We start from the raw sequence: 20,188 nt of genomic DNA on the forward strand, positions 1-20,188 counted from the left end.
CCTCGATCCCGCGACCGCTCCGAACCAGACCCTCACCCTCGACGACCTCCGCGAGCACATCGGTTCGCGGCTGCACCTCGCGAAACCGCTCCGCTGGCGGCTGCTGCCCGTGCCGCTCGGGCTCGACCACCCCTACTGGATCGACGATCCCGAGTTCGACCTCGAGTACCACGTCCGCGAGATCGCCCTCCCCGCGCCGGGCGACGAACGCCAGCTCGCGGAGCAGATCTCCCGCCTCACCGCGCGGCCGCTCGACCGGCGGCGGCCGCTCTGGGAGGCCTACCTGATCCACGGCCTGCGCGGCGGGACCAAAGCCGTCTACACGAAGGTCCACCACAGCGCCATCGACGGCGTCTCCGGGGCCGAGCTCATCGGCGTCCTCATGGACACCACCGCCGAGCCCCCCACGCGAAAACCGCCCAAGACGCCGCAAAAAGAACCCGTTCCCAGCGGCGCGGAACTCGCTTTCAACGGCGTGAAACGCCTCGCGCTGCACCCCGTCAAAGCCGCGCTGCAGGTGCCGAAACTGCTGCAGCACCTCGACGAGGTCCCCGGCCTCGGCCGCTACCCCGGCGTCGGGCTGCTCGCGAAGGCCGGCAGCGTGCTCAACCGCGTCACCCGCCAGGGCTCCGGGCGCCACGAAGCCGACCGGCCGCGGCTCGTCGCGCCCGACACTCCGTTCAACGGCCCGATCAGCCCGCACCGCCGCTTCGCGTACGGCTCGCTGCCCCTCGACGAGGTCAAGCACGTCAAGAACACCTTCGGCGTCACGGTGAACGACGTCGTGATGGCGTTGTGCGCGAGCGTGATGCGCCGGTGGCTCGTCGACCACGACGCCCTGCCCGACCAGCCGCTCGTCACGCTCGTCCCCCTGTCCGTACGCACGCCCGAGCAGGCGAAGGACGCCGGCAACCAGGTGTCGGTCATGCTCGCGCCGCTGCCGACGCACCTCGCCGACCCCGCCGCGCGGCTGGCCGAGGTCACCACGGCGATGGTCGCCGCGAAGCAGCGGTACCAGCCGCTGCCGGCGTCGTGGCTGGTCGACTTCAGCGGCATGCTCCCGGCCGCGCTCGGCGGGCTCGCCGCCCGCGCCACGATGAAGTTCCTCGGGGCCACCGCGCCGGTCGTGAACCTCGTCGTGTCGAACGTGCCCGGGTCGCAGAGCCCGCTGTACCTGGCCGGCGCGCGGCTGCTCGCGAACTACCCGGTGTCGGCGATCACCGACGCGAGTGGCGGGCTGAACATCACCGTGATGTCCTACGACGGCAAGCTGGACTTCGGGCTCGTCGCCTGCCGCGAGCTGATCCCGGACGTCTGGGACCTGATCGACCACCTGCACGACGCGCTGGCCGAGCTCACCAAGCTGGCCGCCGAGCACACCCGGGAGGCTTGATGGCGGAGCAGGTCACGGCGGTCAACGGCGTCGAGCTGTGCCACGAGACGTTCGGCGACGCGGGCGGCCGGCCACTGCTGCTCGTCATGGGACTCGGCGCGCCGATGATCTGGTGGGACGAGGAGTTCTGCGAAACCCTTGCCGCGCAAGGGTTCCACGTCATCCGGTTCGACAACCGGGACGCCGGGCGGTCGAGCCGGATGCGGGGCAGGGCCAACCTCGCGGAGGCGTACCTGCTGCACCGCGCGCCGTACTCGCTCGCGGACATGGCCGCCGACGCCGCCGGTCTGCTGGACGTCCTGGGCATTCCCGCCGCGCACGTCGCGGGCGCGTCGATGGGCGGGATGATCGCGCAGACCCTGGCCATCCGGCACCCCGAGCGGGTGCTGTCGCTGACGTCGATCATGTCCAGCACCGGCGGCCGGCTCGTCGGCCGGCCGAGCCCGAAGGCCATGTCGATGCTGCTCAGCGCGCCGCCGCGCAACCGCGCGGACTACGTCGAGCTGCTCGTGCGGACGTTCCGGCTGATCGGCTCGCCGGGCTACCCGTTCGACGAAGCGCGCATGCGGGACCGCGCCGAGCGCACGTTCGACCGCGGCGTCCACCCGGGCGGGACGGTCCGTCAGCTCGCGGCGATCATGGCCGAACGCGACCGCGGGCCCCGGCTGCGCAAGGTGCGCGTGCCGGCGTTGGTGGTGCACGGCGCCCGTGACCCGCTGGTCCACGTCTCCGGCGGCCGTGCGACGGCCCGCGCGATCCCGGGCGCGGACCTCGACGTCGTCCCCGGCATGGGCCACGACCTGCCCCGTGCGGTCTGGCCGCGGGTGGTCAAGGGCATCACGCGCATCGCCGACCGTGCGGAAGTGGCGCACACGCGTGATTGAGCGGGCATCACGCGTGATTGGAGGGGCATCACGCGTGATGGGGAGGACGACACGGCTCAGCCGGCGAGGGTGATCGAGCCCAGGTGGGAGAAGTGGGCCGCGATGCGGGAGCCGGGGCGGACCGGAACCGCGTCCGTCATGCCGCCGGTCAGGACCAGCCAGCCCGGTTCCAAAGCCAGGCCGCGCGCGCCGAGGGCGTTCGCCGCCAAGGCCAGGGCTTCCGCCGGGTGACCCTGGACCGCCGCGCCGGTCGCCGTGTCGACGATCTGGCCGTCGACCTCCAGCAGCGTCGCTTCCAGCGAAAGATCAAGCGAAGCGGGCGGCAGGCCGACCGGGCCCACGCTGAAGTACGCCGACGAGCCGTTGTCCGCGACCGCGTCCGGGAGCGTGAAGCGGTAGTCGGTGTACCGGCTGTCGATGATCTCGATGCCGCCGTACACGCGGTCGACCGCGGCCAGCGCCGTCGCCGCGGTGACGCCGGGACCCGCCAGCCGGCGCCCCAGCACGAAGACCAGCTCCGGCTCGGCGCGAGGGTGGATCAGCGAAGGCACGGGAACACCCGCCGGCAGGACCATCGCGTCCGTCAGCCAGGCCAGCAACGGCGAATCGATGCCCATCCGCTGCTGCTTCGCCCGGGACGTCAGGCCCAGCTTCAGCCCGACGAGCGTCTCGCCGCGGGCCCGCCGCAGCCGCAGGGCCTCGTCCTGGATCGCGTACGCCGTGTCGATGTCCAACCCGGGCCACTCCTCCGAGAGCGGCGAACGCTCCGAAACCGTTCCCAGCAGCGCAGCGGCCGCCTCGCGCACGTTCACGATTCCTCCGTAGCGGGAGCGAAGACCGCGGTGACACTGCCCAGGCCGGCCATGGTCGCGACGACCGTGTCGCCCGGCGACACCGGGATCGCCCGGGTCATCGACCCCGGCAGCACGACGTGCCCCGGCTCCAGGGTGACGCCCAGCGGTCCGACCGTGTTCGCCAGCCACACCAGCGAGTTCAGCGGCGAGCCGAGCACCGCGCCGCCCGCGCCCGTCGCCGCCACCGCACCGTTCTGGTAGAGGACGCAGCCGGCCAGCCGCAGGTCCACGGAACCCAGCGCCGTCGGGCTGCTGCCCAGCACGACACCACCGGACGACGCGTTGTCCGCGATCGTGTCGAACAGCGAGATCTTCCAGTCCTGGATCCGCGAGTCGACGATCTCCAGCGACGGCAGGACGAAGTCGACCGCGCGCACCGCGTCGGCGACCGTGACGCCGGGGCCGCGCAGCGCCGAGCCGAGCACGAACGCGATCTCCGGCTCGATCCGCGGCTGCAGGAACGCCGACGTCGGGATCGCCTGGTGCTCCAGGTGGAACATGCTGCCGGTCAGGTGCCCGTAGTCGGGCTGGTCGACGCCCATCTGCCGCTGCATCGCGGCGGACGCGAGCCCGACCTTGTGCCCGCGGACGGCGTCGCCGCCGTCGACCCAGTGCCGCACCTGCTCCTGCTGGATCCGGTACGCGTCTTCGACCCCCGCTTCCGGGTAGGTCTTGATCAGCGGCTCGATCGGTTCGCGCGTCGCGTAGGCCCGCGCCAGTACGGCGGCGGCCTCCTGCACCAAGCTGTCGTCCACTCCGGGGACTCTGCCGTGAGCGCACCCCGCACACAAGCCTCGACGTTCCACTCAACGGAACTCTCGCTAGGCAACCTCTTGCTCGCGAGATAAATGGAGCGTAGCGTGAACGACACCACCAGGAAGGGACGTGAGGGACATGGCACCGACCCAGGCCGAGGTCACCAAGCTCGCCGAGATCCGCGACGAGCTGCGCGAGCGCCACCTGCACCCCGCCGCCGATCGCCCGGCGACGAACGGGCGCGGCATCCACCACACCGCGCTGATCTCCAGCGACGTCGAGCGGACCATCGGGTTCTACCAGGACATCCTGGGCTTCCCGCTCACCGAGCTGATCGAGAACCGCGACTACCCCGGCTCCAGCCACTTCTTCTTCGACGTCGGCAACGGCAACGCGGTCGCCTTCTTCGACCTGCCCGGTCTGGACCTCGGCCCGTACGCGGAAGTCCTCGGTGGACTGCACCACCTGGCCCTGTCCGTCACGCCCGAACGGTGGAGCGTGATCAAGGACAAGCTCGACGAAGCCGGCGTGAAGTACCTGCTGGAGAGCGAGACCTCCATCTACCTGTCCGATCCGGACGGTGCCCGCGTCGAGCTGATCTCCGACCCGCTGGGCGAGATGTACGGCGAGAAGATCGGCTGAAACCGTGTTCCGGGCGGCGCGGGCCGTTTAGCCTGTGCGCGACGCCTGGAGGTCCCATGTCCGATTGGACGCTCTCTCGCGCGAAGGCGCGCCTCGATCACCGCGAGCTGCTCGACGAGCTCACCGCGCGCACGCGGTTCGAGGTCCGGCTGCACCTCAACGAGCCGATGACGAACGGCGCCTACGACGAGCTGACGAGCATCTTCGCGATCGGGCACGGCGAGTGCGCCACGCTGCTGGCGCACCGCCGCCTGCTCCCGTGGTGGGAACGCGCGCTGCTGTTACGGTACGCGCGGCGCCTTCACGGCAAGGCGATCACGCGCAGTGTCGGTGTCGTGCCCGCCGAGGTCGCACCGCAGGCCGCCCGCGCGTTCGGCGCCGAGATCGCCGAGCTGGCCCCGGACTCCGGTGACACCGGCGCGAAGTACGACCTCCAGGGCCGCGGGCTGCTGACGGTCTTCCGCATCGCCGTCGGCGCCAAGGGTGCGGTCTGGCCGGACCAGCACGAGGTCGCGGTGACGTCCGCCCGCAACATCCTGACGTGTGCCGCGACCTTCGCCCGCCGCAAGCCGTGGCATGTGATCTGGCCCGTCTACCGCGTCCGCGGCCTGCGGCTCTGGAAGCTTTGACACCCGCCGCGCGTTCCCCCGGTATGAAAGCAGAGGAAATCCTCGAAGGCGCGAAGACGATCGCCGTCGTCGGCTTGAGCCGCGACCCGGCCAAGGCCGCGCACGGCGTGCCGGCGGTCCTGCAGGCGCACGGCTTCCGGATCATCCCGGTGCACCCGACCGCGACCGAGCTGCTCGGCGAGAAGGTCTACCGGTCGCTGAAGGACATCCCGGAGCCGGTCGACCTGGTCGACGTGTTCCGGCCGTCTCCCGAGGCACCCGGCATCGCCCGCGACGCCGTCGAGATCGGCGCGAAGGCGCTGTGGCTGCAGCAGGGCATCGTCTCCGCCGAGGCGCGCCGCATCGCCGAAGAGGGCGGGCTGGAGTACGTCGAGAACCGCTGCACCGCCGTGGTCCGCGCGACGAACGCGATCTCGAAAAACTAGGCGGCGCCGCCCGCCCGGCGCCTATGCTCCGAGGCGATGACCACCGAGACGAACCTGTTCACGACGCCACTGCGGATCCCCACCCTCGACGGCGTGGCCGACGCCTTCGCCACCTTCCCCGGCCACGGACGGCACCCGGGGGTGCTGATGTACCCGGACGGCTTCGGCATCCGTCCCGTCCTGCGGGACATGGCCCGAGAACTGGCCGGCCACGGCTACTACGTGCTCGTCCCCAACTTCTTCTACCGCACCGGCCCGGCACCGGTGCTCGACCTTCCCGAGCACATCGGCGAAGAAGCCCGGCCGGCGATCTTCGCCGAGCTGATGCCCATGATCGAGGCGCACACCACCGAACGCGTCCTGTGTGACGCCGACGCCTTTCTCCGGTTCCTCCGCACCCGGCCCGAGGTCGGCGCCGGACCGGTCGCGGTGACCGGCTACTGCATCGGTGGCCTCCTCGCGACACGCACCGCCGCGGCCCACCCCGGCCAGGTGGCCGCCCTCGCCGCGTTCCACGCCCCGGTGCAGGCCGCCGGACCCGACCTGCACCGGCTCACCGCCCGGGTTCACTTCGGCCACGCCGAAACCGACCTGACGCCCGAGGCGCTCGGCGAGCTCAACCGGACCCTGGACGCAGCGGGTATCGACCACACGTCCGAGATCTACCCCGGCACCGTCCACGGCTTCACGATGTCCGACACCGACGCCTTCGACCCCGCCGCTCTGCGGCTGCACTGGGATCGCCTGCTGGCGCTGCTGGCCGAATCCACCTAGGCCGACGCTCCGAAGTGGACGATGCGGTGGTTCCCGGTCTCGGCCACCCAAACCCCGCCGACGCCGTCATCGACCATGCCGCGCGGTGAGCCGATCGGCTCGGTCGTGTCGGACAGCGCCGCTCCCGTGCGCGTGTCGAACCGGGCCACGCGCCCGGTGTCATCGACCAGCAACCGGCCGGCGTGGTCCAGCGCCAGCCCGCGCGGCCGGTCCAGGCCGCCGAACTCGCGCACGAACCCGCCCCACCACGAAAACTGCACCACGCGGCGGTTGCCGGTGTCGGCGACGTAGACGTTGCCCGCGGCGTCGACCGCGACCCCTTCCGGCGCCTTGAGCCGCCCGGCCAGCACGCGCACGAGCGCGCCGTCGTGGGTGAACGCCTGCACGCGGTCGTTGCCGGTGTCCGCCACCCACACGCGGCCACGGACGTCGACGGCGATCCCGGACGGCGCGCGGAACTGGCCCGGCCCCGAGCCGGGCCCGCCGAAAGCGCGGGGAAGCGCCGCGACTTCACTGGTGGCCACGACGCCAGGATCGCCGACCGCGAGCCACGGCGGCCAGTACCGAAAAGAGTGTTCAGCGACTGTTCCGCCGTCGCTCACCAGCTCCACCGCGTGCACGTCCGCCGCTCCAGGAAGCTGTACGCGGGCAGCGGCCCGACCCAGTCCGCCTGGACGCCGCCACCGCGGGCCAGCCCGCTGACCGCGTCACGCACGACGAGCAGGTCGCCCATCCCGACCAGGAACGCCCACCGCTCGTCCGCCGACTCGCCCGCCGGCAGCGCCACCGAATCGCGGGCGCGTTCGGCGACCTCGCTCAGCAGCACGTCGGAACGCGCCGAACGCCAGGCCGAGCCGGGCTCGGTGAACCGCAGGCAGACGTGCACCTCGGCCAGGCCGTCGAGCCGGTCGAGGTCGGCGCGGTACTCCTCGGCCGCGGGCGCGAGCACCTCGTCCCGGACGGCCTCCTCGTCGTCGGCGACGGTGCCGAACCGGACCGGCAGCACCGGCCCGCCCTCGACGAGCGCGGAAACCACCGCCAGGTGCACCGCCGGATCGGGCTCGGGCTCGCCGACGACCATCGCCAGGTCGTCCCAGCACACCGTCCGCGGCGCCCGCGGGTGCCCGGCGCGCACGACGCCGTAGAGCTGCAGTGTCACGGCTGTTCGACCGGCATCACCGGGTCCACCGGCACCGCCACCGCGGGCGTCGGCGGCGGGGGCGGGATCAGCCCGGTCGTCTGCCCGAGCCCCTGCGAGATCTGCCCGGGCACGGTCGTGTTCTGCAGCCGCTGCATCGCTTCGAGGTACCGGATGAACGTGTCGACGCTGGCGATCACGATCCGCGCCTCGATGGCCAGCAGCTCGATCCCGATCACCGACACCCGCACCGAAGCGTCGATGACGAGTCCCTTGTCGAGCAGGATGTCGAGCGTGTCGGCGAGGCCGCCGCCGGTCTGTCCCGGTCTGGTCACTTAGGACCTTTCGTCGAGGGCCGCGCGGATCTCGGCGAACCGCAGTTCCAGCGCGATGAGGGCCTGGCCGAGGTCTTCGACCTGGGCGGGGGTGAGCGAGTCCATGCGGCGCAGCGCCTGCCGTTCCAGCACCTCGCGGAGGATGTCGAGCACGGTGACGACGAGGTGGCCGAGCCCGCGCCCGGTGTCGGCGGGGATGCGGAGGGGTTCGCTCATTCTTCGAGCCCGAGCAGCAGCAGCCGGAGATCGAGCCGCACCAGGTCGATGCCGGCGAGCGAGATGATCACGTCGCCGGTCACGACGGCGCCGCGGTGCACCACGCGGTCGAGCAGGTCGGCGACGGCCTCGGCGGCCGAACCGGTGCCGATGGCCACGACTTCGGTGTCAGCCATCGGCCAGCACGCCCAGCTCCACGTCGGTGAACGAGTACGGCGGCCACGGGCCGGTGGTCTCCACCGTCGCCCCGGCCTCCCGCAGCTCGCGGGCGAACCACTCGAACTCGGCGTGGAACGCGGCCTCCCGGCCCTCGGCGACGAGGTAGGCGGTGTTGACCAGCACGCCGTGCGGCCGGGCTCGCCCCATGCTGTCGGCGGCGTGCCGCCGCAAGGCCTCCTCGAGCCGTCCGGCCACGCCCACGACGTCTTCGCGGGCCTGCTGGATCGCCTTCAGCCGCTCCCGGCGGCGCACGAGGTACTGCGTGCCCGAAAGCCCCGCGGGGTCCGGGCGGGTGGTCGCGGCCGGCTCGACGTGCCGCACGCGCACCCCCCACTCGCGGTGGCCCTCGACCTCGTCGAGGCAGTCGCGGGCCTGGTCGTAGGCGACCTCCAGGAGCCGCCGCACGGAAGCTTCGCCGTCGAGGACCGTGCCGAACCGCAGCGGCAGCACGGGTTCGTGGCGGAAGACCGCGCGGACGACGGCATCGTGTTCGCGGGCCAGCTCGGCGAGCGCGCCGTCGACCGGGTCGAGCGTGTCCAGGCGGTCGAAGCGCGCCGGCGTCACTTCCGAGACGACGACGCCCAGATCGCGGTAGCCGACGAGCCGGGGTGCCGGGCCGAGGTCCAGCCCGTCCCGGTTGCGGGTGATCGCGTACGCGCAGAGCCATTCGCGGGTGCTCACCGCTGTGCGTCCCTTCCGCCCGGAACCCGGGCCTCCAGTGCGGCGACGCGCGCCGCCAAGTCCAGCTTTTGACCGGCACTGTCCGCCAGCTCTTCGCGCACGGCGTTCGGCGAGAAGAACGGGTCGTTCGTCCACCAGTCCATGCCCATTTCCCGGGCGGTCTGGGCCGAGGCGATGAAGAGCCGGATCCGCAGCGTCAGCAATTCGACGTCGACCACGCTGACGCCGATGTCACCGGCTATCACGACACCCTTGTCGAGCACGCGTTCCAGAATGTCCGCCAATGAATCGGACGAAGCGGCCAATCGTGTCACTCTTCCTTTCAGGAATCGGTGGCACCCCGCGTGAACCGCCGGAGCCGTTCGCACGCGGTGAGCTCGCCGTCGGCGTCGAGGTCCACCCGGTAGGTGGCCATCACGCTGGTGGAGTCCGGGATCCGGGCCAGCTCGACGACGTCGACCAGCACGGACCAGCCCCCTTCGGCGCGGGTCCGGAGCCCGGTCACGGCGTGCGGGGCCAGCCCCGTGACCACGCCGAACTGGGCCGTCGCTTCCCGGATGGCATCGGCGGCGCGAAGCCGGGAAACGGATTTCTCAGAGCTTTCGGAGACATTGTTGTTTTGGGCAAGGAACGGCTTCGGCGATTGCGTCATCGCTTTCCTGGTCTCGGGTGGGTGCCCACCGTAGCAACGGGCACAACCATCCGCAGATGACCTGGGACACGGTATTTTTCACCGGTTCGCGGGAACGGCTGGGCGATCTGCGGCAACCGGCGGCGGCAAACGGCCCAGCACCGGACGGCCAGCGGAACCAATTCCCGGATTCCGCCCCGAATATCACGATCGAGTAACGTCTACCAGCCGGTAGCCGACGCCCCGGACCGTCTCGATGGTGCGAGTGCCGAACGGCACGTCGATCTTGCGCCGCAGGTAGCCGATGTAGACCTCGACGACGTTCTCGTCGCCGTCGTAGTGCGCGTCCCAGACGTGGCCGAGGATCTCGTTCTTCGTCAGCGCGGTCCCCGGCCGCCGCAGGAGGAACTCCAGCAGCCCGAACTCCCGCGCGGTCAGCTCGATCCGCTGCTGTCCTCTGTGGACTGTCCGCGCGGAGGGGTCGAGCCGCAGGTCGCCCGCCTCCAGCACGGCGGGGCGGGCCGGGGCGCCGCGGCGCAGCAGCGCGCGCAGCCGGGCGATCAGGACGACGAAGGAGAACGGCTTCGACAGGTAGTCGTCGGCGCCGAGGTCGAACGCGTCGGCTTCGTCGTACTCGCCGTCCTTCGCGGTGAGCATCAGCACCGGCGTCCAGTTCTCGGCCGCCCGCAGGCGTTTGAGCACCTCGTAGCCGGACAGCTCGGGGAGCATGATGTCGAGCACGACGACGTCGTACTCCTGCTCGGTCGCCCGCCAGAGCCCTTCCCGGCCGGTGTGCGCGACGTCGACGGTGAACCCCTCGGCGACCAACCCGCGCCGCAGCGTCTCCGCGAACTCGCGCTCGTCCTCCACGATCAGCAGGCGCACTACTCCTCCTCCGGCAGTTCGAGCACCGGCAGCTCGAGCACGAACCGCGCGCCCTGCTCGTCCGACGCGCTGTAGCGCGCCCGGCCGCCGTGGCGTGCCGCGATACCCGCGACGATCGGCAGGCCCAGCCCGGTGCCGCCGTGCCCGCGCTGCCGTGACGCGTCGAGCCGGACGAACCGCTCGAAGATCCGGTCGCGGTCGGCCTCCCCGACGCCCGGCCCGTCGTCGCTCACCTCGACGACAGCGAGATCGCCGCGCACCGAGCTGGCGACGCGGATGCGCGAGCGCGCGTGCCCGCGGGCGTTGTCGACCAGGTTCCGCACCGCCCGCCGCAGCTGGGCCTCGCTGCCGCGCACCTTCGCGGGCCCGGCGCGGACCTCGACGTCCAGCGCGCACTCGCCGCGGACCCGCTCGGCCTCGGCGCGCACGATGTCGTCGAGGTCGACCTCGGTGCGCGACGGCCGGTCGGTCGTGTCGTCGGTGCGGGCGAGCATGAGCAGGTCGTCGACGAGCTCGCGCAGCCGCGCGGTCTCCCTGGCGATCACCGGCACCAGGTCTTGCGCGCTCTCCGGGTGCCGCCCGGAGACGTCGAGCGCGGTGCTGATCGTGGACAGCGGCGAGCGCAGCTCATGACTCGCGTCGGCGACGAACCGGCGTTGCGCGGCCTGCGCCGACGCGAGCCGGCCGAGCATCCCGTTGAGTGTCACGGCGAGGCGGTGCACCTCGTCGCCACCCGGCGGCAGCGGGACGCGGGCGGCGAGGTCGCGCGTCGAGATCTCGGCGACGGTCCGGCGCATCCGCTCGACCGGCCGCAGCGCCGAGCCGACCGCGCGGTAGACCGCGAGCCCGGCGATCGCCAGCAGCGGGATCGCGATCAGCCCGAGCAGCAGCGTCAGCCGGGTCGACGCCTCGGTCACCGGCTCCAGCGAGCGCGCCGAGACCACCGTGTACGGCCCACCCGGCCCGTTGACCTGCTGCGAGACGACGCGGTAGTCGTCGCTGTCGCCGTTGAGCCCGAGCGGGAGCGTCTCGATGGCTTCCTGCCCGACGGGCGGGCGGGCGGTGGTCAGCGGCGGGTGCCCGACGATCGCCGGGTCACTCGCGATCGGCACGCCGCGGGCGTTCAGCACCTGGGTGACGGCCTCGGTGTCGCCGGTGCTGGCGACGTCGGAGGCGCTGAGGTCACGTGCGCCCTCGCGGACCAGCTGGATGGCGACCTGGCGGCCGGTGCTGCGGGCACTCTCGGTGACGCTGCGGTCGAGCGACTCTTCGAGCAGCACCACGACCACGGCGAGCGCGGCCGCGATGGCCAGCGCGAGCGCGAAGACGGCCACCGCGGTGGTCCGCATCCGCACGCCGGTCGCGGCGATCACGCTGCCCAGTTTCACCAACTCAGCGTAACCACGGAACGCCGCGGTCACGACGTCCGCCGCCGGCGCGTGGCGGTGAGCCGTTCCACGCGCAGGCGGTCGACCTCGGGCAGCTCGAGCGGCGGCAGCGGGTACCCGGCCGTCCAGGTCAGCAGCAGGTCCGCCAGCGCGGGGTTGCGGGCGAGCGCCGGGCCGTGCAGGTAGGTGCCGACGACGTGGCCGGTCACCGCGCCTTCGGTGCCGTCGCCGTTGCCGGCGCCGCGCACGACCTGGCCGAGCGGCTCGCTGCCGGCGCCGAGCTTGCTGAGGCCGAGATGGTTTTCGAACCCCGTGAGCGGGGCTTTGTCCAGGAGTTCGGTCGCCGTGGCGACGAGCTCGGACACCGCGCGGCGCTCGCCGGGCTCGGTGGCGACGTCGAGCAGGCCGAGACCGTCGTGGTCGACGCCGTCGAGGCCGCGGAAGCGGGTGCCGAGCACCTGCAGGCCGGCGCAGACGCCGAAGACCACCGATTCGGGTGTCAGGGATCGCCGGTACTTCCGCAGGTGGGCCGCGGCCAGCGCCTGCGCGCCGTCCTCGCCGCCGCCGAGCAGGTAGAGGTCCAAAGTGGACGGTACCGGCTCGCCGAGCCCGACCGGCACGACCTCGGCGTCGAGCCCGCGCCAGCGCAGCCGCTGGCAGAGGACCTGCGCGTTGCCGGTGTCGCCGTAGGTGCCGAGCACCTCGGGCAACAGGAGTCCGATGTGGACGATCGAGTCACGCACCGGGCAGCCTGCCCACGAGGTCGCGGAACGCGGTGTAGTTGGCGACGAGCTCGACCCCGCCGGGCGGCAGCGCGTCGATGGCGGCGACCGGGTCGGGCTCGGCCCAGTGCGCGACCTCGGCGTAGCAGAGCCGGACGGCGAGGTCGGCGCCGCGCTCGCCGGTGACGACGACCTGGCGGCCGCGCAGCCGTTCGAAGTGCACGTCCCAGAGCCAGGACAGGTCGCGGCCGTCGGCTTCCTGGGCGTTGACGGCGACGACGACCGGGGTGTCTTCGTCGAGCACGCGCAGCGTTTCGACCCAGCCGGCCGGGTTCTTGGCCAGCATCAGCCGCACGGAGTGCCGCGACCGCCGGATGGTCCGGTAGCGGCCGCCGATGTCGGTGATGGTCCGCAGCCGCGCGGCGGCGGTGTGCGGCGGCACGCCCAGCCGGTGCGCGGCGGCGAGCGCGAAGGCGGCGTTGGCCCGGTTCGCGTCCCCGGGCAGGCGCAGGTCCAGGTCGACTTGATGCCCCCCGGGCGTGCGGACGAGGTCGCCGTCGAGGGTCCAGGCGGGTTCGGGGCGGGCCAGGCCGCAGGCGCAGCTCCAGTGGTCTTTTTCGTGGACGATCAGGCCGTCGCAGCGCGGGCAGGAGGTCGAGTCCCCGGTCCACCGGCGGCCGGTGCCGACCCAGAGCGGCTTGGCGGCCGCGGTCGCGGCGGAGGCGACGAGAACGTCGTCGCAATTGGCGACAATCGTGGTTTCAGGATGGCAGGCGATCGCGGCGCGCAGATCGCGTTCGGTCGACCGCACCTCGCCGACGCGGTCGAGCTGGTCCCGGCTGAGGTTGAGCAGGACGAGAACGGCGGGGCGCAGCTGTTCGGCAACCCAGGGCAGGTAGGTCTCGTCGACTTCGAGGACGGCATAGGGAGCGTCGGGGCGCGCGGCCAGGGCGGCGAGGATGCCGTCGGGCATGTTGGCCCCGTCGCTGTTGGCGGCGACCTCGGCGAGCGCTTCGAGTGCCCGGGTGATCATCAGGGCCGTGGTGGTCTTGCCGTTGGTGCCGGTGACGAGGACGACGGTGCGTTCCCGGCCGAGGGTCTTCAGTGCTGTGGGATCGAGGGCGAGCGTGACGCGGCCGCCGATGACCCCGCCTTGGCCGAGGCCGGCGTGCCGGGAGAGCCAGGCACTGACCCGCCCGGCGGCCACGGACGCGCGGGTACGGAAGGGATTTCGGGCGGTCATCGGCTGGATGGTGCTCGGTGGGCGCTGTGAGTTTGCTGAGTCCGTGACCCGGGCCACCGGCGGGCCGCGAGCACAGCCCCCGCCCTTCCCTTGGGGGGCGTCCCCGCTCCAGCGTATCGCCCTCCTCCGACAGAAAAGCCCCGAAAACTTCTCCGCAACCCGGCCCATCCACATCACGGCTGGCCTGTTGACAACCCTCTACTCCCTTCACGGCCCATTCACGAATATGAACCACCCTCGGTCGAACTTGTCGAACGAGGCCTTCAACGCCTCCACAACCGCCATAGGTAGGAAACTTAACCATCGGAGGTTGTACCAATTAGCCCGTGCAAGTAACCGCATTCTGCTGAGACGTTTCAAGATCTTCCCCACATACATCGGAGGTGTTACCGTCCAACCCCACCCAGCGGAAATGCGTACCGCTGAACGGAAACCGGGAACGTCCAACGGAGGGCATCGTGGGACCGGAGCGCGCACTGGAGAACAGCGGAACTCTCGAACGCGGACTCGCGGTGCTCGAGCACGTGGGTCGGCACCAGGAGATTTCCACCAATGCGATCGCGCGGCAACTGGGGCTTTCCCGCAGTGCCGCCTACCGCATCGTCGGCACCCTGAAGAGTCTCGAATACCTCGAAGCCGACCAGGTCACCGGCCGCGTCCGGCTGGGGACCCGGCTCGTGGAGCTCGGCGCGCGGGCCATGGCCGCCACCGATCTGCACCGGTGTGCGCCGCGGTATCTCGCGTCGCTCGCCGAACGGTCCGGGGAGACCACCTACCTCGCCGTGCCCGACAACGACACCATGGTCTACGTCGCCACCGAACGCAGTGCCAGCGCCGTCACCCTCGCCTGCCGCCTCGGCACCCGGCGGCCGCAGCACGCCACGTCGCTCGGGAAAGCCTGGCTCGCCGCGCTGCCCGAAGCCGACCGGGCCGAGCGCGTCCGGCGGATGAAGCTCGATTCCCTGACGCTCAAGACGATCAACGACCCGCTCCGGCTGCTCGACGACCTCGCGCGCACCAGCCGGCGCGGCTGGGCGATCGACGAAGTCGAGAACGAGCCGGACGTCGGGTGCGTCGCCGCCGCCGTGCGCGACCACTCCGGCCGGCCGATCGCCGCCATCAGCATCGCCGGGCCGGCGCCGCGCGTGCTGCGCCGCCTCGACGAGCTCGGTGCCTCCGTGGCCGGAACCGCCGCCGCCCTTTCGCTGCGGCTCGGATACGTTCGGGGGCAGCGGGGATGACCTGGATCCAGGACTACCAGCCGGCGGGCGGGCTGTGGGTCTCCGCGCTGCTCGCCGCGCTCCCGATCATCGTGCTGCTGGTCGCGCTCGGCGTGATCCGCTTCTCCGCGCACCTCTCGGCCGCGCTCGCGCTGGTCACCGCGCTCGGCGTCGCCCTGCTGCTGTACCGGATGCCGGCCGCGCTGGCGTTCGACTCCGCGGCGATGGGCGTGCTCTTCGGCGTGTGGTCGGTGGCCTGGATCGCTTTCCACGCCGTGTACTTCCACAACGTCACGGTCGCCACCGGCCGGTTCGACGCGATCAAGCGCGTGCTCGCGGGGTTCAGCGAGGACCGGCGGCTGCAGGCACTGCTCATCGCGTTCGGCTTCGGCGCGCTCCTCGAAGGCGTCGCCGGCGGCGGGTCGCCGATCGCGATCACCGCGGCGATGATGGCCGCGCTCGGGTTCCCGCCGGTGAAGGCCGTCGTGCTGGCGCTGCTGGCGAACACCGCGCCGGTCGCGTTCGGCGGCCTCGGCAACCCGCTGATCGTGCTCGGCCGGCTGACCGCGCCGATCATGCACCTCAAGCCGGACCAGGCGACCGAGCTGTTCTCGGCGGCGGTGGGCCGCCAGGTGCCGGTGCTGGCGCTGATCATCCCGGCGTTCCTGATCGTGGTCCTGGCCGGCTGGAAGCGCATGCTCGAGGTGTGGCCGGCGGTGCTGACCGCCGGGCTCGCGTTCGCGGCCATGCAGTTCGTCGCGTCCAACTACATCAGCGCCAGCCTGGTCGACGTCCTCGCCGCGCTCACCGCGATGGCCGCGCTGTGGATCCTGACGCGGTTCTGGCAGCCGGCGTCGGTGTGGCGTTTCGAGGGCGAAGAAAGCGCTGTCAAGAGCCTGGGTGCGGCGCAGTCCGAACGCGGCGCGCTCTACGCGTGGATGCCCTACGTCATCCTGATCCTGGCGATCTTCCTGTCGCGGATCGGCACGATCTTCAAGAACCTGCCCGCTTGGCTCGACTTGACGAAGCTGCTGCACAAGGCGGACTGGATCTTCGCCTGGCCGGGGCTGCACAACCACGTCGTCCAGCACCCACCGATCACCGCGAAGAACGCGCCGTACGCGGCGACGTTCACGGTCGACTTCCTGTACTCACCCGGCACGGTGGCCCTGATCGCCGCGGTCATCGCCGGCTTCGCGATGGGCGGACGGGCCGGACTGCTGGTCAAGACGTACCGGCAGACGCTGGTCCAGATGCGCTGGGCGCTCGCGACGATCTTCATGATCCTGGCGATCGCGTTCGTCATGAACTACTCGGGCGCGACGCAGACGCTGGGCCTGGCCCTGGCGACGACGGGCGCGGTCTTCCCGCTGTTCTCGGCGTACATCGGCTGGCTGGGCGTGTTCCTGACCGGCTCGGACGCGTCGACGAACAGCCTGTTCGGCCCGATGCAGGTGATCTCGGCCCAGCAGCTGAACCTGAACCCGATCCTCGCGGGCGCGACGAACACCTCGGGCGGCGTGATGGGCAAGATGATCTCGCCGCAGAACCTGTCGATCGGCGCGACGGCGATCGGGCAGAGCGGCAAGGAGGGATCGCTGCTGCGCCAGACGTTCCTGTGGTCGCTGCTGCTGACCGCGGTGGTCGGCGTGATCTCCCTGCTGCAGGCGACGATCCTCACGGCGATGATCCCGACGCCCTAGGCTGGGCGGATGAGCTCTGATGGTCTGGCGTCGTTCGGGTACGAGCTGGGACTCCTGAAGCGCGTCCGGCGGTCGGGCTGGTGGCACGCGGGGGTCCGCGACCCGGAGTCGGTCGGCGAGCACAGCCTGCGGGCGGCCCAGCTGGCGGCGCTGATCGCGGCGGAGGAAGGGGCGTCGGCGGAGCGAGCGGCGTTCCTGGCGCTGTGGCACGACACGCAGGAAACCCGGACGGGTGATCTTCCGCTGACGGCCGTCGACTACCTGCGGAAGCCGTCGCCGCGGCAGATCACGGCCGACCAGACGGCGTCCCTGCCGGACAGTTCGCGCTCGCTGGTGCGGGAGGCCGTGGACGAGTACGAGACCCGCGAGTCGGCGGAAGCGTTGTGCGCCAAGGACGCGGACAAGCTGGAGATGCTGTTGCAGGCGCTCGAGTACCGGGACATCGGGGTGCGGCCCGTCGACGAGTGGATCGAGTCGGCACAGAAGGGCCTCACGACGGAAACGGCGCGGAAGATCGCCGAAGCGGCACTGACCTTGTCACCGCTCTCCTGGCGCGATCGATGACTCCCAGTCGGCGATCGCCGCCGACCTGATCGTCCCGTCGGCGATGCTGTGCGAGATCAGGCTGTGCGCCTGGCGGAACCGCTGGCGAGCCTGCGCGAACAGGTAGCCGTCGGCGATCACGGTCCCCGCCAGGAGCAGCGCCTTGACCCACCCGGGCGCGGACAGGTCGGCGCACACCGCCACCGCGAGGACCGGCAACGGCAGCAGGATGGCGTCGCGGAACTCGCTTTCCCCCTTGATGCGGCTGAATTCGGCGTACAGCTCGGGCTTCGCGACGATCAGCCGCGGTGACATGTACAGCACCTCCCGCACCGCGTCGAGGGTGCGCCGGTCGACCTCGTGCTGATCCTCGCCGCGCGGCGTCGCATCGGACGTCGTGCTGTCCTGGTGGCGCCGGTGCTCCCGGCGCATCCGGTCACGCACGCGCGAAAGGGCCCGCGAACTGAGCGGGCGGAACACCGTGAGCGGCCCGCGCGGCCGCGGATCGAGGCGTTCGGGGGTGAGCCGCCGCAGGTAGGCGACGCTCAGCTGGAAGAACACCGACTGCACCAGGGTGCCCGTCACCTCGCCGATCAGCAGGCACAGCACGCTGATCGCGGCGAGCCGGCCGCCGGTGCCGAACAGCTCCAGCAGCTCCAGTGCCGGTTTCCCCAGCAATCCCGCCGACGGCGGGTGGTAGTGGCCGATCAGCAGCCAGCCGGCGCAGAACCACATGTAGCCCGCGACCAGTGCACTGCGGACGTCCCGGAAGCCGGGCAACAGCGAGGCCAGCACGGAGTCAGCGACCCACCGCCGTCGCGCGGTCCAGGAGCAACGCGCGCTCGCGGGCGTTCTCCGTCATCTCCGCCGCCCGCCTGAACTCCTTCTCCGCCTCTGCCAGCCGGCCCAGCTTCTCCAGCAGATCGCCGCGGACGCTGGGGAGCAGGTGGTAGTCCTTCAACGCCGGCTCGTCGGCTACCCCGTCCACGATCCCCAGGCCCGCCTCCGGGCCGTACGCCATCGCCACCGCCACTCCGCGGTTCAGCTCGATCACCGGGGACGGCTGGAGCTTGCCCAGACCCTCGTACAACGCCGCGATCCGCGACCAGTCCGTCTCGTCCGCCGTCCGGGCTCTGGCGTGGCACGCCGCGATCGCCGCCTGCGCGGAATACGGGCCGTACGCGCCGTCGGCGATCTGCTCCGACAGGGTCAGGGCCGCCAGGCCGTGCTGGATCAGGAGGCGGTCCCAGCGGGCTCGGTCCTGCTCCAGCAGGAGCACCGGCTCGCCGTTCGGGCCGGTGCGGGCCTTCGAGCGCGACGACTGCAGCTCCATCAGCGCGACCAGACCGTGGACTTCGGACTCGCCCGGGATCAGCCCGGCCAGGACGCGGCCGAGGCGCATCGCCTCCTCGCACAGCGCCGGCCGCATCCAGTCGTCGCCGCGGGTGGCCGAGTAACCCTCGTTGAAGACCAGGTAGATGACCTCGAGCACCGACGACAGCCGGGCGACGCGCTCGTCGCCCTCCGGTACCTCGAACGGCACCTTCGCTTCGGCGAGGGCCTTCTTCGCCCGCACGATCCGCTGCGCGATCGTCGATTCGCGGACCAGGAAGGCGCGCGCGATCTCGTCGGTGGTCAGCCCGCCGAGCATGCGCAGTGTCAGCGCGACGCGGGCCTGTGTGTTCAGCACCGGGTGGCAGGCGACGAACAGCAGGCGCAGCAGGTCGTCTTCGATGTGGTCGTCGAGCGCCGCGTCGAAGTCGGGCAGGACGCCCTCGCCGAGCTGCTGGTCGCGCCCGACCTCTTCGAGCTTCTCCGCGTACCGCTCGTTGCGGCGGAACTGGTCGACCGCGCGGCGCTTGGCGATGGTCATCAGCCACGCGCCGGGATTGCGGGGCACGCCGGACTCCGGCCACTGCTCCAGCGCCGCGACGAGCGCGTCCTGCGCCAGCTCCTCGGCCAGACCGACGTCACCGCGGGCCATGCGGGCCAGACCCGCGATGAGCCGCGGCGACTCGATCCGCCAAACCGTCTCCACCGTGCTCCGGGTGTCCGCAACCGTCACCCGGCCATCAGACAGGGTGATCCGGCGCGGTGCAACCCGCTATTCGCTGATCGTGCGGATCTCGATCACGCCACCCCGCTCCTCCGGATTCGGTGCCTGCCGCATCAGCTCGACGACGTCCTCGAGCGATTCGCCGTTCAGCACCCAGAACCCGGCGACCAGCTCCTTCGTCTCCGCGAACGGCCCGTCGATGACCTTCGGCTCGACATCGCCGTCGAAGACGACGCGCACGCCTTCCGCGCTCGACGTGAGGCCCTCGGCGAGCACGATCCGGCCCTCGTTCAGCAGGCGCTCGTTGAACTTCGACATCTCGGCCAGCTCCGCGGCGCCGGGCTGGTACCCGGCCGCCTCGGACTCGGGACTGGCCTTCACCATCACCAGGAACCGCATCAGGCCTCCCGGGCGGCGCTCTGCGCGCGCAGACGTCCCTCCAGCTCCTCGACCTCGGGCGTCATGTTCTCGAAGTCGGACGCCTCCGCGACGCGCCGGATCTCGACCTCGCCGGGCTCGCCGTCGGGGTTCGGCATCCGCTTGATCCACTCGATCGCTTCCTCGCGGTCGCGGACCTGCAGGATCCAGAACCCGCCGACGAGCTCCTTCGACTCGGTGAACGGGCCGTCGACGACCTTCGGGGTCTCCTTGCCGTCGAAGACGACCCGGGCGCCTTCCGAGCTCGGCGCGAGGCCCTCGCCGGCCAGCAGGATGCCGGCCTTGACCATCTCCTCGTTGAACTTCCCCATCTCGGCCAGCAGCTCGGCGCTCGGGGCCTTGCCGTCGGTGGCCTCGTTCGTCTTGACGATCACCATGAACCGCATCGCGGTCTCCTCTCGCTCGGTCTGCCT

At 71.5% G+C, this 20,188-nt stretch carries 27 protein-coding genes; 9 read left to right on the plus strand and 18 right to left on the minus strand.

Annotation, left to right across the window (positions count from 1 at the left end; all coding sequences use genetic code 11):
• On the plus strand, positions 1-1,393 hold a 1,393-nt coding region (locus AA23TX_RS36310), incomplete at its 5' end, for a WS/DGAT/MGAT family O-acyltransferase (protein WP_155547534.1).
• Positions 1,393-2,277: an alpha/beta fold hydrolase gene (locus AA23TX_RS36315; protein WP_155547535.1), complete on the plus strand. Its 885-nt coding sequence runs from the start codon at positions 1,393-1,395 to the stop codon at positions 2,275-2,277. The genes AA23TX_RS36310 and AA23TX_RS36315, both read left to right, overlap by 1 nt.
• Positions 2,278-2,333: 56 nt before the next feature.
• On the opposite strand, the gene AA23TX_RS36320 is transcribed toward AA23TX_RS36315, so the two are convergent.
• Positions 2,334-3,089, minus strand: coding sequence for a 2-keto-4-pentenoate hydratase (locus AA23TX_RS36320; protein ID WP_230862979.1), 756 nt, complete (start codon positions 3,087-3,089; stop codon positions 2,334-2,336).
• Complete coding sequence (locus tag AA23TX_RS36325) at positions 3,086-3,886, minus strand: 2-keto-4-pentenoate hydratase (RefSeq protein ID WP_155547536.1); 801 nt, start codon at positions 3,884-3,886, stop codon at positions 3,086-3,088. Before AA23TX_RS36325 ends, AA23TX_RS36320 begins: the two co-directional genes overlap by 4 nt.
• 139 nt (positions 3,887-4,025) lie before the next feature.
• Between AA23TX_RS36325 and AA23TX_RS36330 the strand changes: the two genes are divergently transcribed.
• The 4 genes from AA23TX_RS36330 to AA23TX_RS36345 are packed head-to-tail and all read left to right on the plus strand — an operon-like array spanning position 4,026 to position 6,357.
• On the plus strand, positions 4,026-4,529 hold the full coding sequence (locus tag AA23TX_RS36330; protein WP_196425733.1) for a VOC family protein: 504 nt from the start codon (positions 4,026-4,028) through the stop codon (positions 4,527-4,529).
• 56 nt (positions 4,530-4,585) lie between these two features.
• On the plus strand, positions 4,586-5,158 hold the full coding sequence (locus AA23TX_RS36335; RefSeq protein ID WP_155547538.1) for a hypothetical protein: 573 nt from the start codon (positions 4,586-4,588) through the stop codon (positions 5,156-5,158).
• A gap of 23 nt (positions 5,159-5,181) precedes the next feature.
• Entirely contained in the window at positions 5,182-5,583 is a 402-nt protein-coding gene (locus AA23TX_RS36340; RefSeq protein ID WP_155547539.1) for a CoA-binding protein, read from the plus strand.
• A 36-nt stretch (positions 5,584-5,619) separates the two neighbouring features.
• Positions 5,620-6,357, plus strand: coding sequence for a dienelactone hydrolase family protein (locus AA23TX_RS36345; RefSeq protein ID WP_196425734.1), 738 nt, complete (start codon positions 5,620-5,622; stop codon positions 6,355-6,357).
• Here AA23TX_RS36345 and AA23TX_RS36350 read toward each other — a convergent pair.
• The 12 genes from AA23TX_RS36350 to AA23TX_RS36405 all read right to left on the minus strand — a co-directional run bounded on the left by AA23TX_RS36350 (position 6,354) and on the right by AA23TX_RS36405 (position 13,815).
• A complete protein-coding gene (locus AA23TX_RS36350) occupies positions 6,354-6,881 on the minus strand; it encodes an NHL repeat-containing protein (RefSeq protein WP_155547540.1) in 528 nt (175 codons plus the stop codon). The two genes, AA23TX_RS36345 and AA23TX_RS36350, sit on opposite strands and share 4 nt — an antisense overlap.
• Before the next feature lie 74 nt (positions 6,882-6,955).
• Complete coding sequence (locus AA23TX_RS36355) at positions 6,956-7,516, minus strand: GvpL/GvpF family gas vesicle protein (protein ID WP_155547541.1); 561 nt, start codon at positions 7,514-7,516, stop codon at positions 6,956-6,958.
• Complete coding sequence (gvpJ, locus tag AA23TX_RS36360) at positions 7,513-7,830, minus strand: gas vesicle protein GvpJ (protein ID WP_155547542.1); 318 nt, start codon at positions 7,828-7,830, stop codon at positions 7,513-7,515. The genes AA23TX_RS36355 and gvpJ (AA23TX_RS36360) overlap by 4 nt, the downstream gene beginning before the upstream one ends.
• Positions 7,831-8,046, minus strand: a complete 216-nt coding sequence (gene gvpK / locus AA23TX_RS36365) for a gas vesicle protein GvpK (protein WP_155547543.1) — start codon at positions 8,044-8,046, stop codon at positions 7,831-7,833.
• Complete coding sequence (gene gvpJ / locus AA23TX_RS36370) at positions 8,043-8,222, minus strand: gas vesicle protein GvpJ (protein ID WP_155547544.1); 180 nt, start codon at positions 8,220-8,222, stop codon at positions 8,043-8,045. Before gvpJ (AA23TX_RS36370) ends, gvpK begins: the two co-directional genes overlap by 4 nt.
• Positions 8,215-8,946 (minus strand): GvpL/GvpF family gas vesicle protein, encoded by a 732-nt coding sequence (locus tag AA23TX_RS36375; protein WP_155547545.1) that lies wholly within the window; start codon positions 8,944-8,946, stop codon positions 8,215-8,217. The genes gvpJ (AA23TX_RS36370) and AA23TX_RS36375 overlap by 8 nt, the downstream gene beginning before the upstream one ends.
• The gene (locus AA23TX_RS36380) at positions 8,943-9,260 is read right to left on the minus strand and encodes a gas vesicle protein (protein WP_230862980.1); all 318 of its coding nucleotides are present in this window, start codon (positions 9,258-9,260) and stop codon (positions 8,943-8,945) included. Before AA23TX_RS36380 ends, AA23TX_RS36375 begins: the two co-directional genes overlap by 4 nt.
• 8 nt (positions 9,261-9,268) lie before the next feature.
• Positions 9,269-9,598, minus strand: a complete 330-nt coding sequence (locus tag AA23TX_RS36385; protein ID WP_155547546.1) for a gas vesicle protein GvpO — start codon at positions 9,596-9,598, stop codon at positions 9,269-9,271.
• Between the two features lie 183 nt (positions 9,599-9,781).
• Positions 9,782-10,462 carry a response regulator transcription factor gene (locus tag AA23TX_RS36390; protein ID WP_155547547.1) on the minus strand — a complete coding sequence of 227 codons (681 nt, stop codon included), beginning with the start codon at positions 10,460-10,462 and terminating at the stop codon, positions 9,782-9,784.
• Positions 10,462-11,850, minus strand: a complete 1,389-nt coding sequence (locus AA23TX_RS36395) for a sensor histidine kinase (RefSeq protein ID WP_230862981.1) — start codon at positions 11,848-11,850, stop codon at positions 10,462-10,464. Before AA23TX_RS36395 ends, AA23TX_RS36390 begins: the two co-directional genes overlap by 1 nt.
• 29 nt (positions 11,851-11,879) lie before the next feature.
• Complete coding sequence (locus tag AA23TX_RS36400) at positions 11,880-12,593, minus strand: type 1 glutamine amidotransferase (protein ID WP_155547548.1); 714 nt, start codon at positions 12,591-12,593, stop codon at positions 11,880-11,882.
• Positions 12,586-13,815: a Mur ligase family protein gene (locus AA23TX_RS36405; protein ID WP_196425735.1), complete on the minus strand. Its 1,230-nt coding sequence runs from the start codon at positions 13,813-13,815 to the stop codon at positions 12,586-12,588. Before AA23TX_RS36405 ends, AA23TX_RS36400 begins: the two co-directional genes overlap by 8 nt.
• A gap of 458 nt (positions 13,816-14,273) precedes the next feature.
• On the opposite strand from AA23TX_RS36405, the gene AA23TX_RS36410 reads away from it, so the two are divergent.
• From AA23TX_RS36410 to AA23TX_RS36420, 3 genes are read left to right on the plus strand one after another with little or no spacing between them, the layout of a single operon-like run.
• Positions 14,274-15,056, plus strand: a complete 783-nt coding sequence (locus AA23TX_RS36410) for an IclR family transcriptional regulator (RefSeq protein WP_155547549.1) — start codon at positions 14,274-14,276, stop codon at positions 15,054-15,056.
• Positions 15,053-16,738 (plus strand): L-lactate permease, encoded by a 1,686-nt coding sequence (locus tag AA23TX_RS36415; RefSeq protein WP_155547550.1) that lies wholly within the window; start codon positions 15,053-15,055, stop codon positions 16,736-16,738. The genes AA23TX_RS36410 and AA23TX_RS36415 overlap by 4 nt, the downstream gene beginning before the upstream one ends.
• 9 nt (positions 16,739-16,747) lie before the next feature.
• Positions 16,748-17,302 carry an HD domain-containing protein gene (locus AA23TX_RS36420; RefSeq protein ID WP_155547551.1) on the plus strand — a complete coding sequence of 185 codons (555 nt, stop codon included), beginning with the start codon at positions 16,748-16,750 and terminating at the stop codon, positions 17,300-17,302.
• On the opposite strand, the gene AA23TX_RS36425 is transcribed toward AA23TX_RS36420, so the two are convergent.
• From AA23TX_RS36425 to AA23TX_RS36440, 4 genes are read right to left on the minus strand one after another with little or no spacing between them, the layout of a single operon-like run.
• Positions 17,276-18,076, minus strand: coding sequence for a hypothetical protein (locus AA23TX_RS36425; protein WP_155547552.1), 801 nt, complete (start codon positions 18,074-18,076; stop codon positions 17,276-17,278). The genes AA23TX_RS36420 and AA23TX_RS36425 overlap by 27 nt on opposite strands.
• A gap of 4 nt (positions 18,077-18,080) precedes the next feature.
• Complete coding sequence (locus AA23TX_RS36430) at positions 18,081-19,346, minus strand: RNA polymerase sigma factor (RefSeq protein WP_155547553.1); 1,266 nt, start codon at positions 19,344-19,346, stop codon at positions 18,081-18,083.
• 39 nt (positions 19,347-19,385) lie between these two features.
• Positions 19,386-19,736 (minus strand): YciI family protein, encoded by a 351-nt coding sequence (locus tag AA23TX_RS36435; RefSeq protein WP_155547554.1) that lies wholly within the window; start codon positions 19,734-19,736, stop codon positions 19,386-19,388.
• Positions 19,736-20,161 carry a YciI family protein gene (locus AA23TX_RS36440; protein WP_155547555.1) on the minus strand — a complete coding sequence of 142 codons (426 nt, stop codon included), beginning with the start codon at positions 20,159-20,161 and terminating at the stop codon, positions 19,736-19,738. Before AA23TX_RS36440 ends, AA23TX_RS36435 begins: the two co-directional genes overlap by 1 nt.
• Between the last annotated feature and the right edge of the window lie 27 nt (positions 20,162-20,188).

This window comes from Amycolatopsis camponoti (assembly GCF_902497555.1).
In the GTDB taxonomy this organism is placed as follows: Bacteria; Actinomycetota; Actinomycetes; order Mycobacteriales; family Pseudonocardiaceae; genus Amycolatopsis; species Amycolatopsis camponoti.

Bases quoted from the DNA above. Each gene is read 5' to 3' on its own strand.
- AA23TX_RS36415 (WP_155547550.1), top strand. From the start codon at position 15,053: ATGACCTGGATCCAGGACTACCAGCCGGCGGGCGGGCTGTGGGTCTCC.
- gvpK (WP_155547543.1), bottom strand. From the start codon at position 8,046: ATGAGCGAACCCCTCCGCATCCCCGCCGACACCGGGCGCGGGCTCGGC.
- AA23TX_RS36420 (WP_155547551.1), top strand. From the start codon at position 16,748: ATGAGCTCTGATGGTCTGGCGTCGTTCGGGTACGAGCTGGGACTCCTG.
- AA23TX_RS36385 (WP_155547546.1), bottom strand. From the start codon at position 9,598: ATGACGCAATCGCCGAAGCCGTTCCTTGCCCAAAACAACAATGTCTCC.
- AA23TX_RS36335 (WP_155547538.1), top strand. From the start codon at position 4,586: ATGTCCGATTGGACGCTCTCTCGCGCGAAGGCGCGCCTCGATCACCGC.
- AA23TX_RS36345 (WP_196425734.1), top strand. From the start codon at position 5,620: ATGACCACCGAGACGAACCTGTTCACGACGCCACTGCGGATCCCCACC.
- AA23TX_RS36330 (WP_196425733.1), top strand. From the start codon at position 4,026: ATGGCACCGACCCAGGCCGAGGTCACCAAGCTCGCCGAGATCCGCGAC.
- AA23TX_RS36435 (WP_155547554.1), bottom strand. From the start codon at position 19,736: ATGCGGTTCCTGGTGATGGTGAAGGCCAGTCCCGAGTCCGAGGCGGCC.
- AA23TX_RS36405 (WP_196425735.1), bottom strand. From the start codon at position 13,815: ATGACCGCCCGAAATCCCTTCCGTACCCGCGCGTCCGTGGCCGCCGGG.
- AA23TX_RS36340 (WP_155547539.1), top strand. From the start codon at position 5,182: ATGAAAGCAGAGGAAATCCTCGAAGGCGCGAAGACGATCGCCGTCGTC.
- gvpJ (WP_155547544.1), bottom strand. From the start codon at position 8,222: ATGGCTGACACCGAAGTCGTGGCCATCGGCACCGGTTCGGCCGCCGAG.
- AA23TX_RS36315 (WP_155547535.1), top strand. From the start codon at position 1,393: ATGGCGGAGCAGGTCACGGCGGTCAACGGCGTCGAGCTGTGCCACGAG.
- AA23TX_RS36440 (WP_155547555.1), bottom strand. From the start codon at position 20,161: ATGCGGTTCATGGTGATCGTCAAGACGAACGAGGCCACCGACGGCAAG.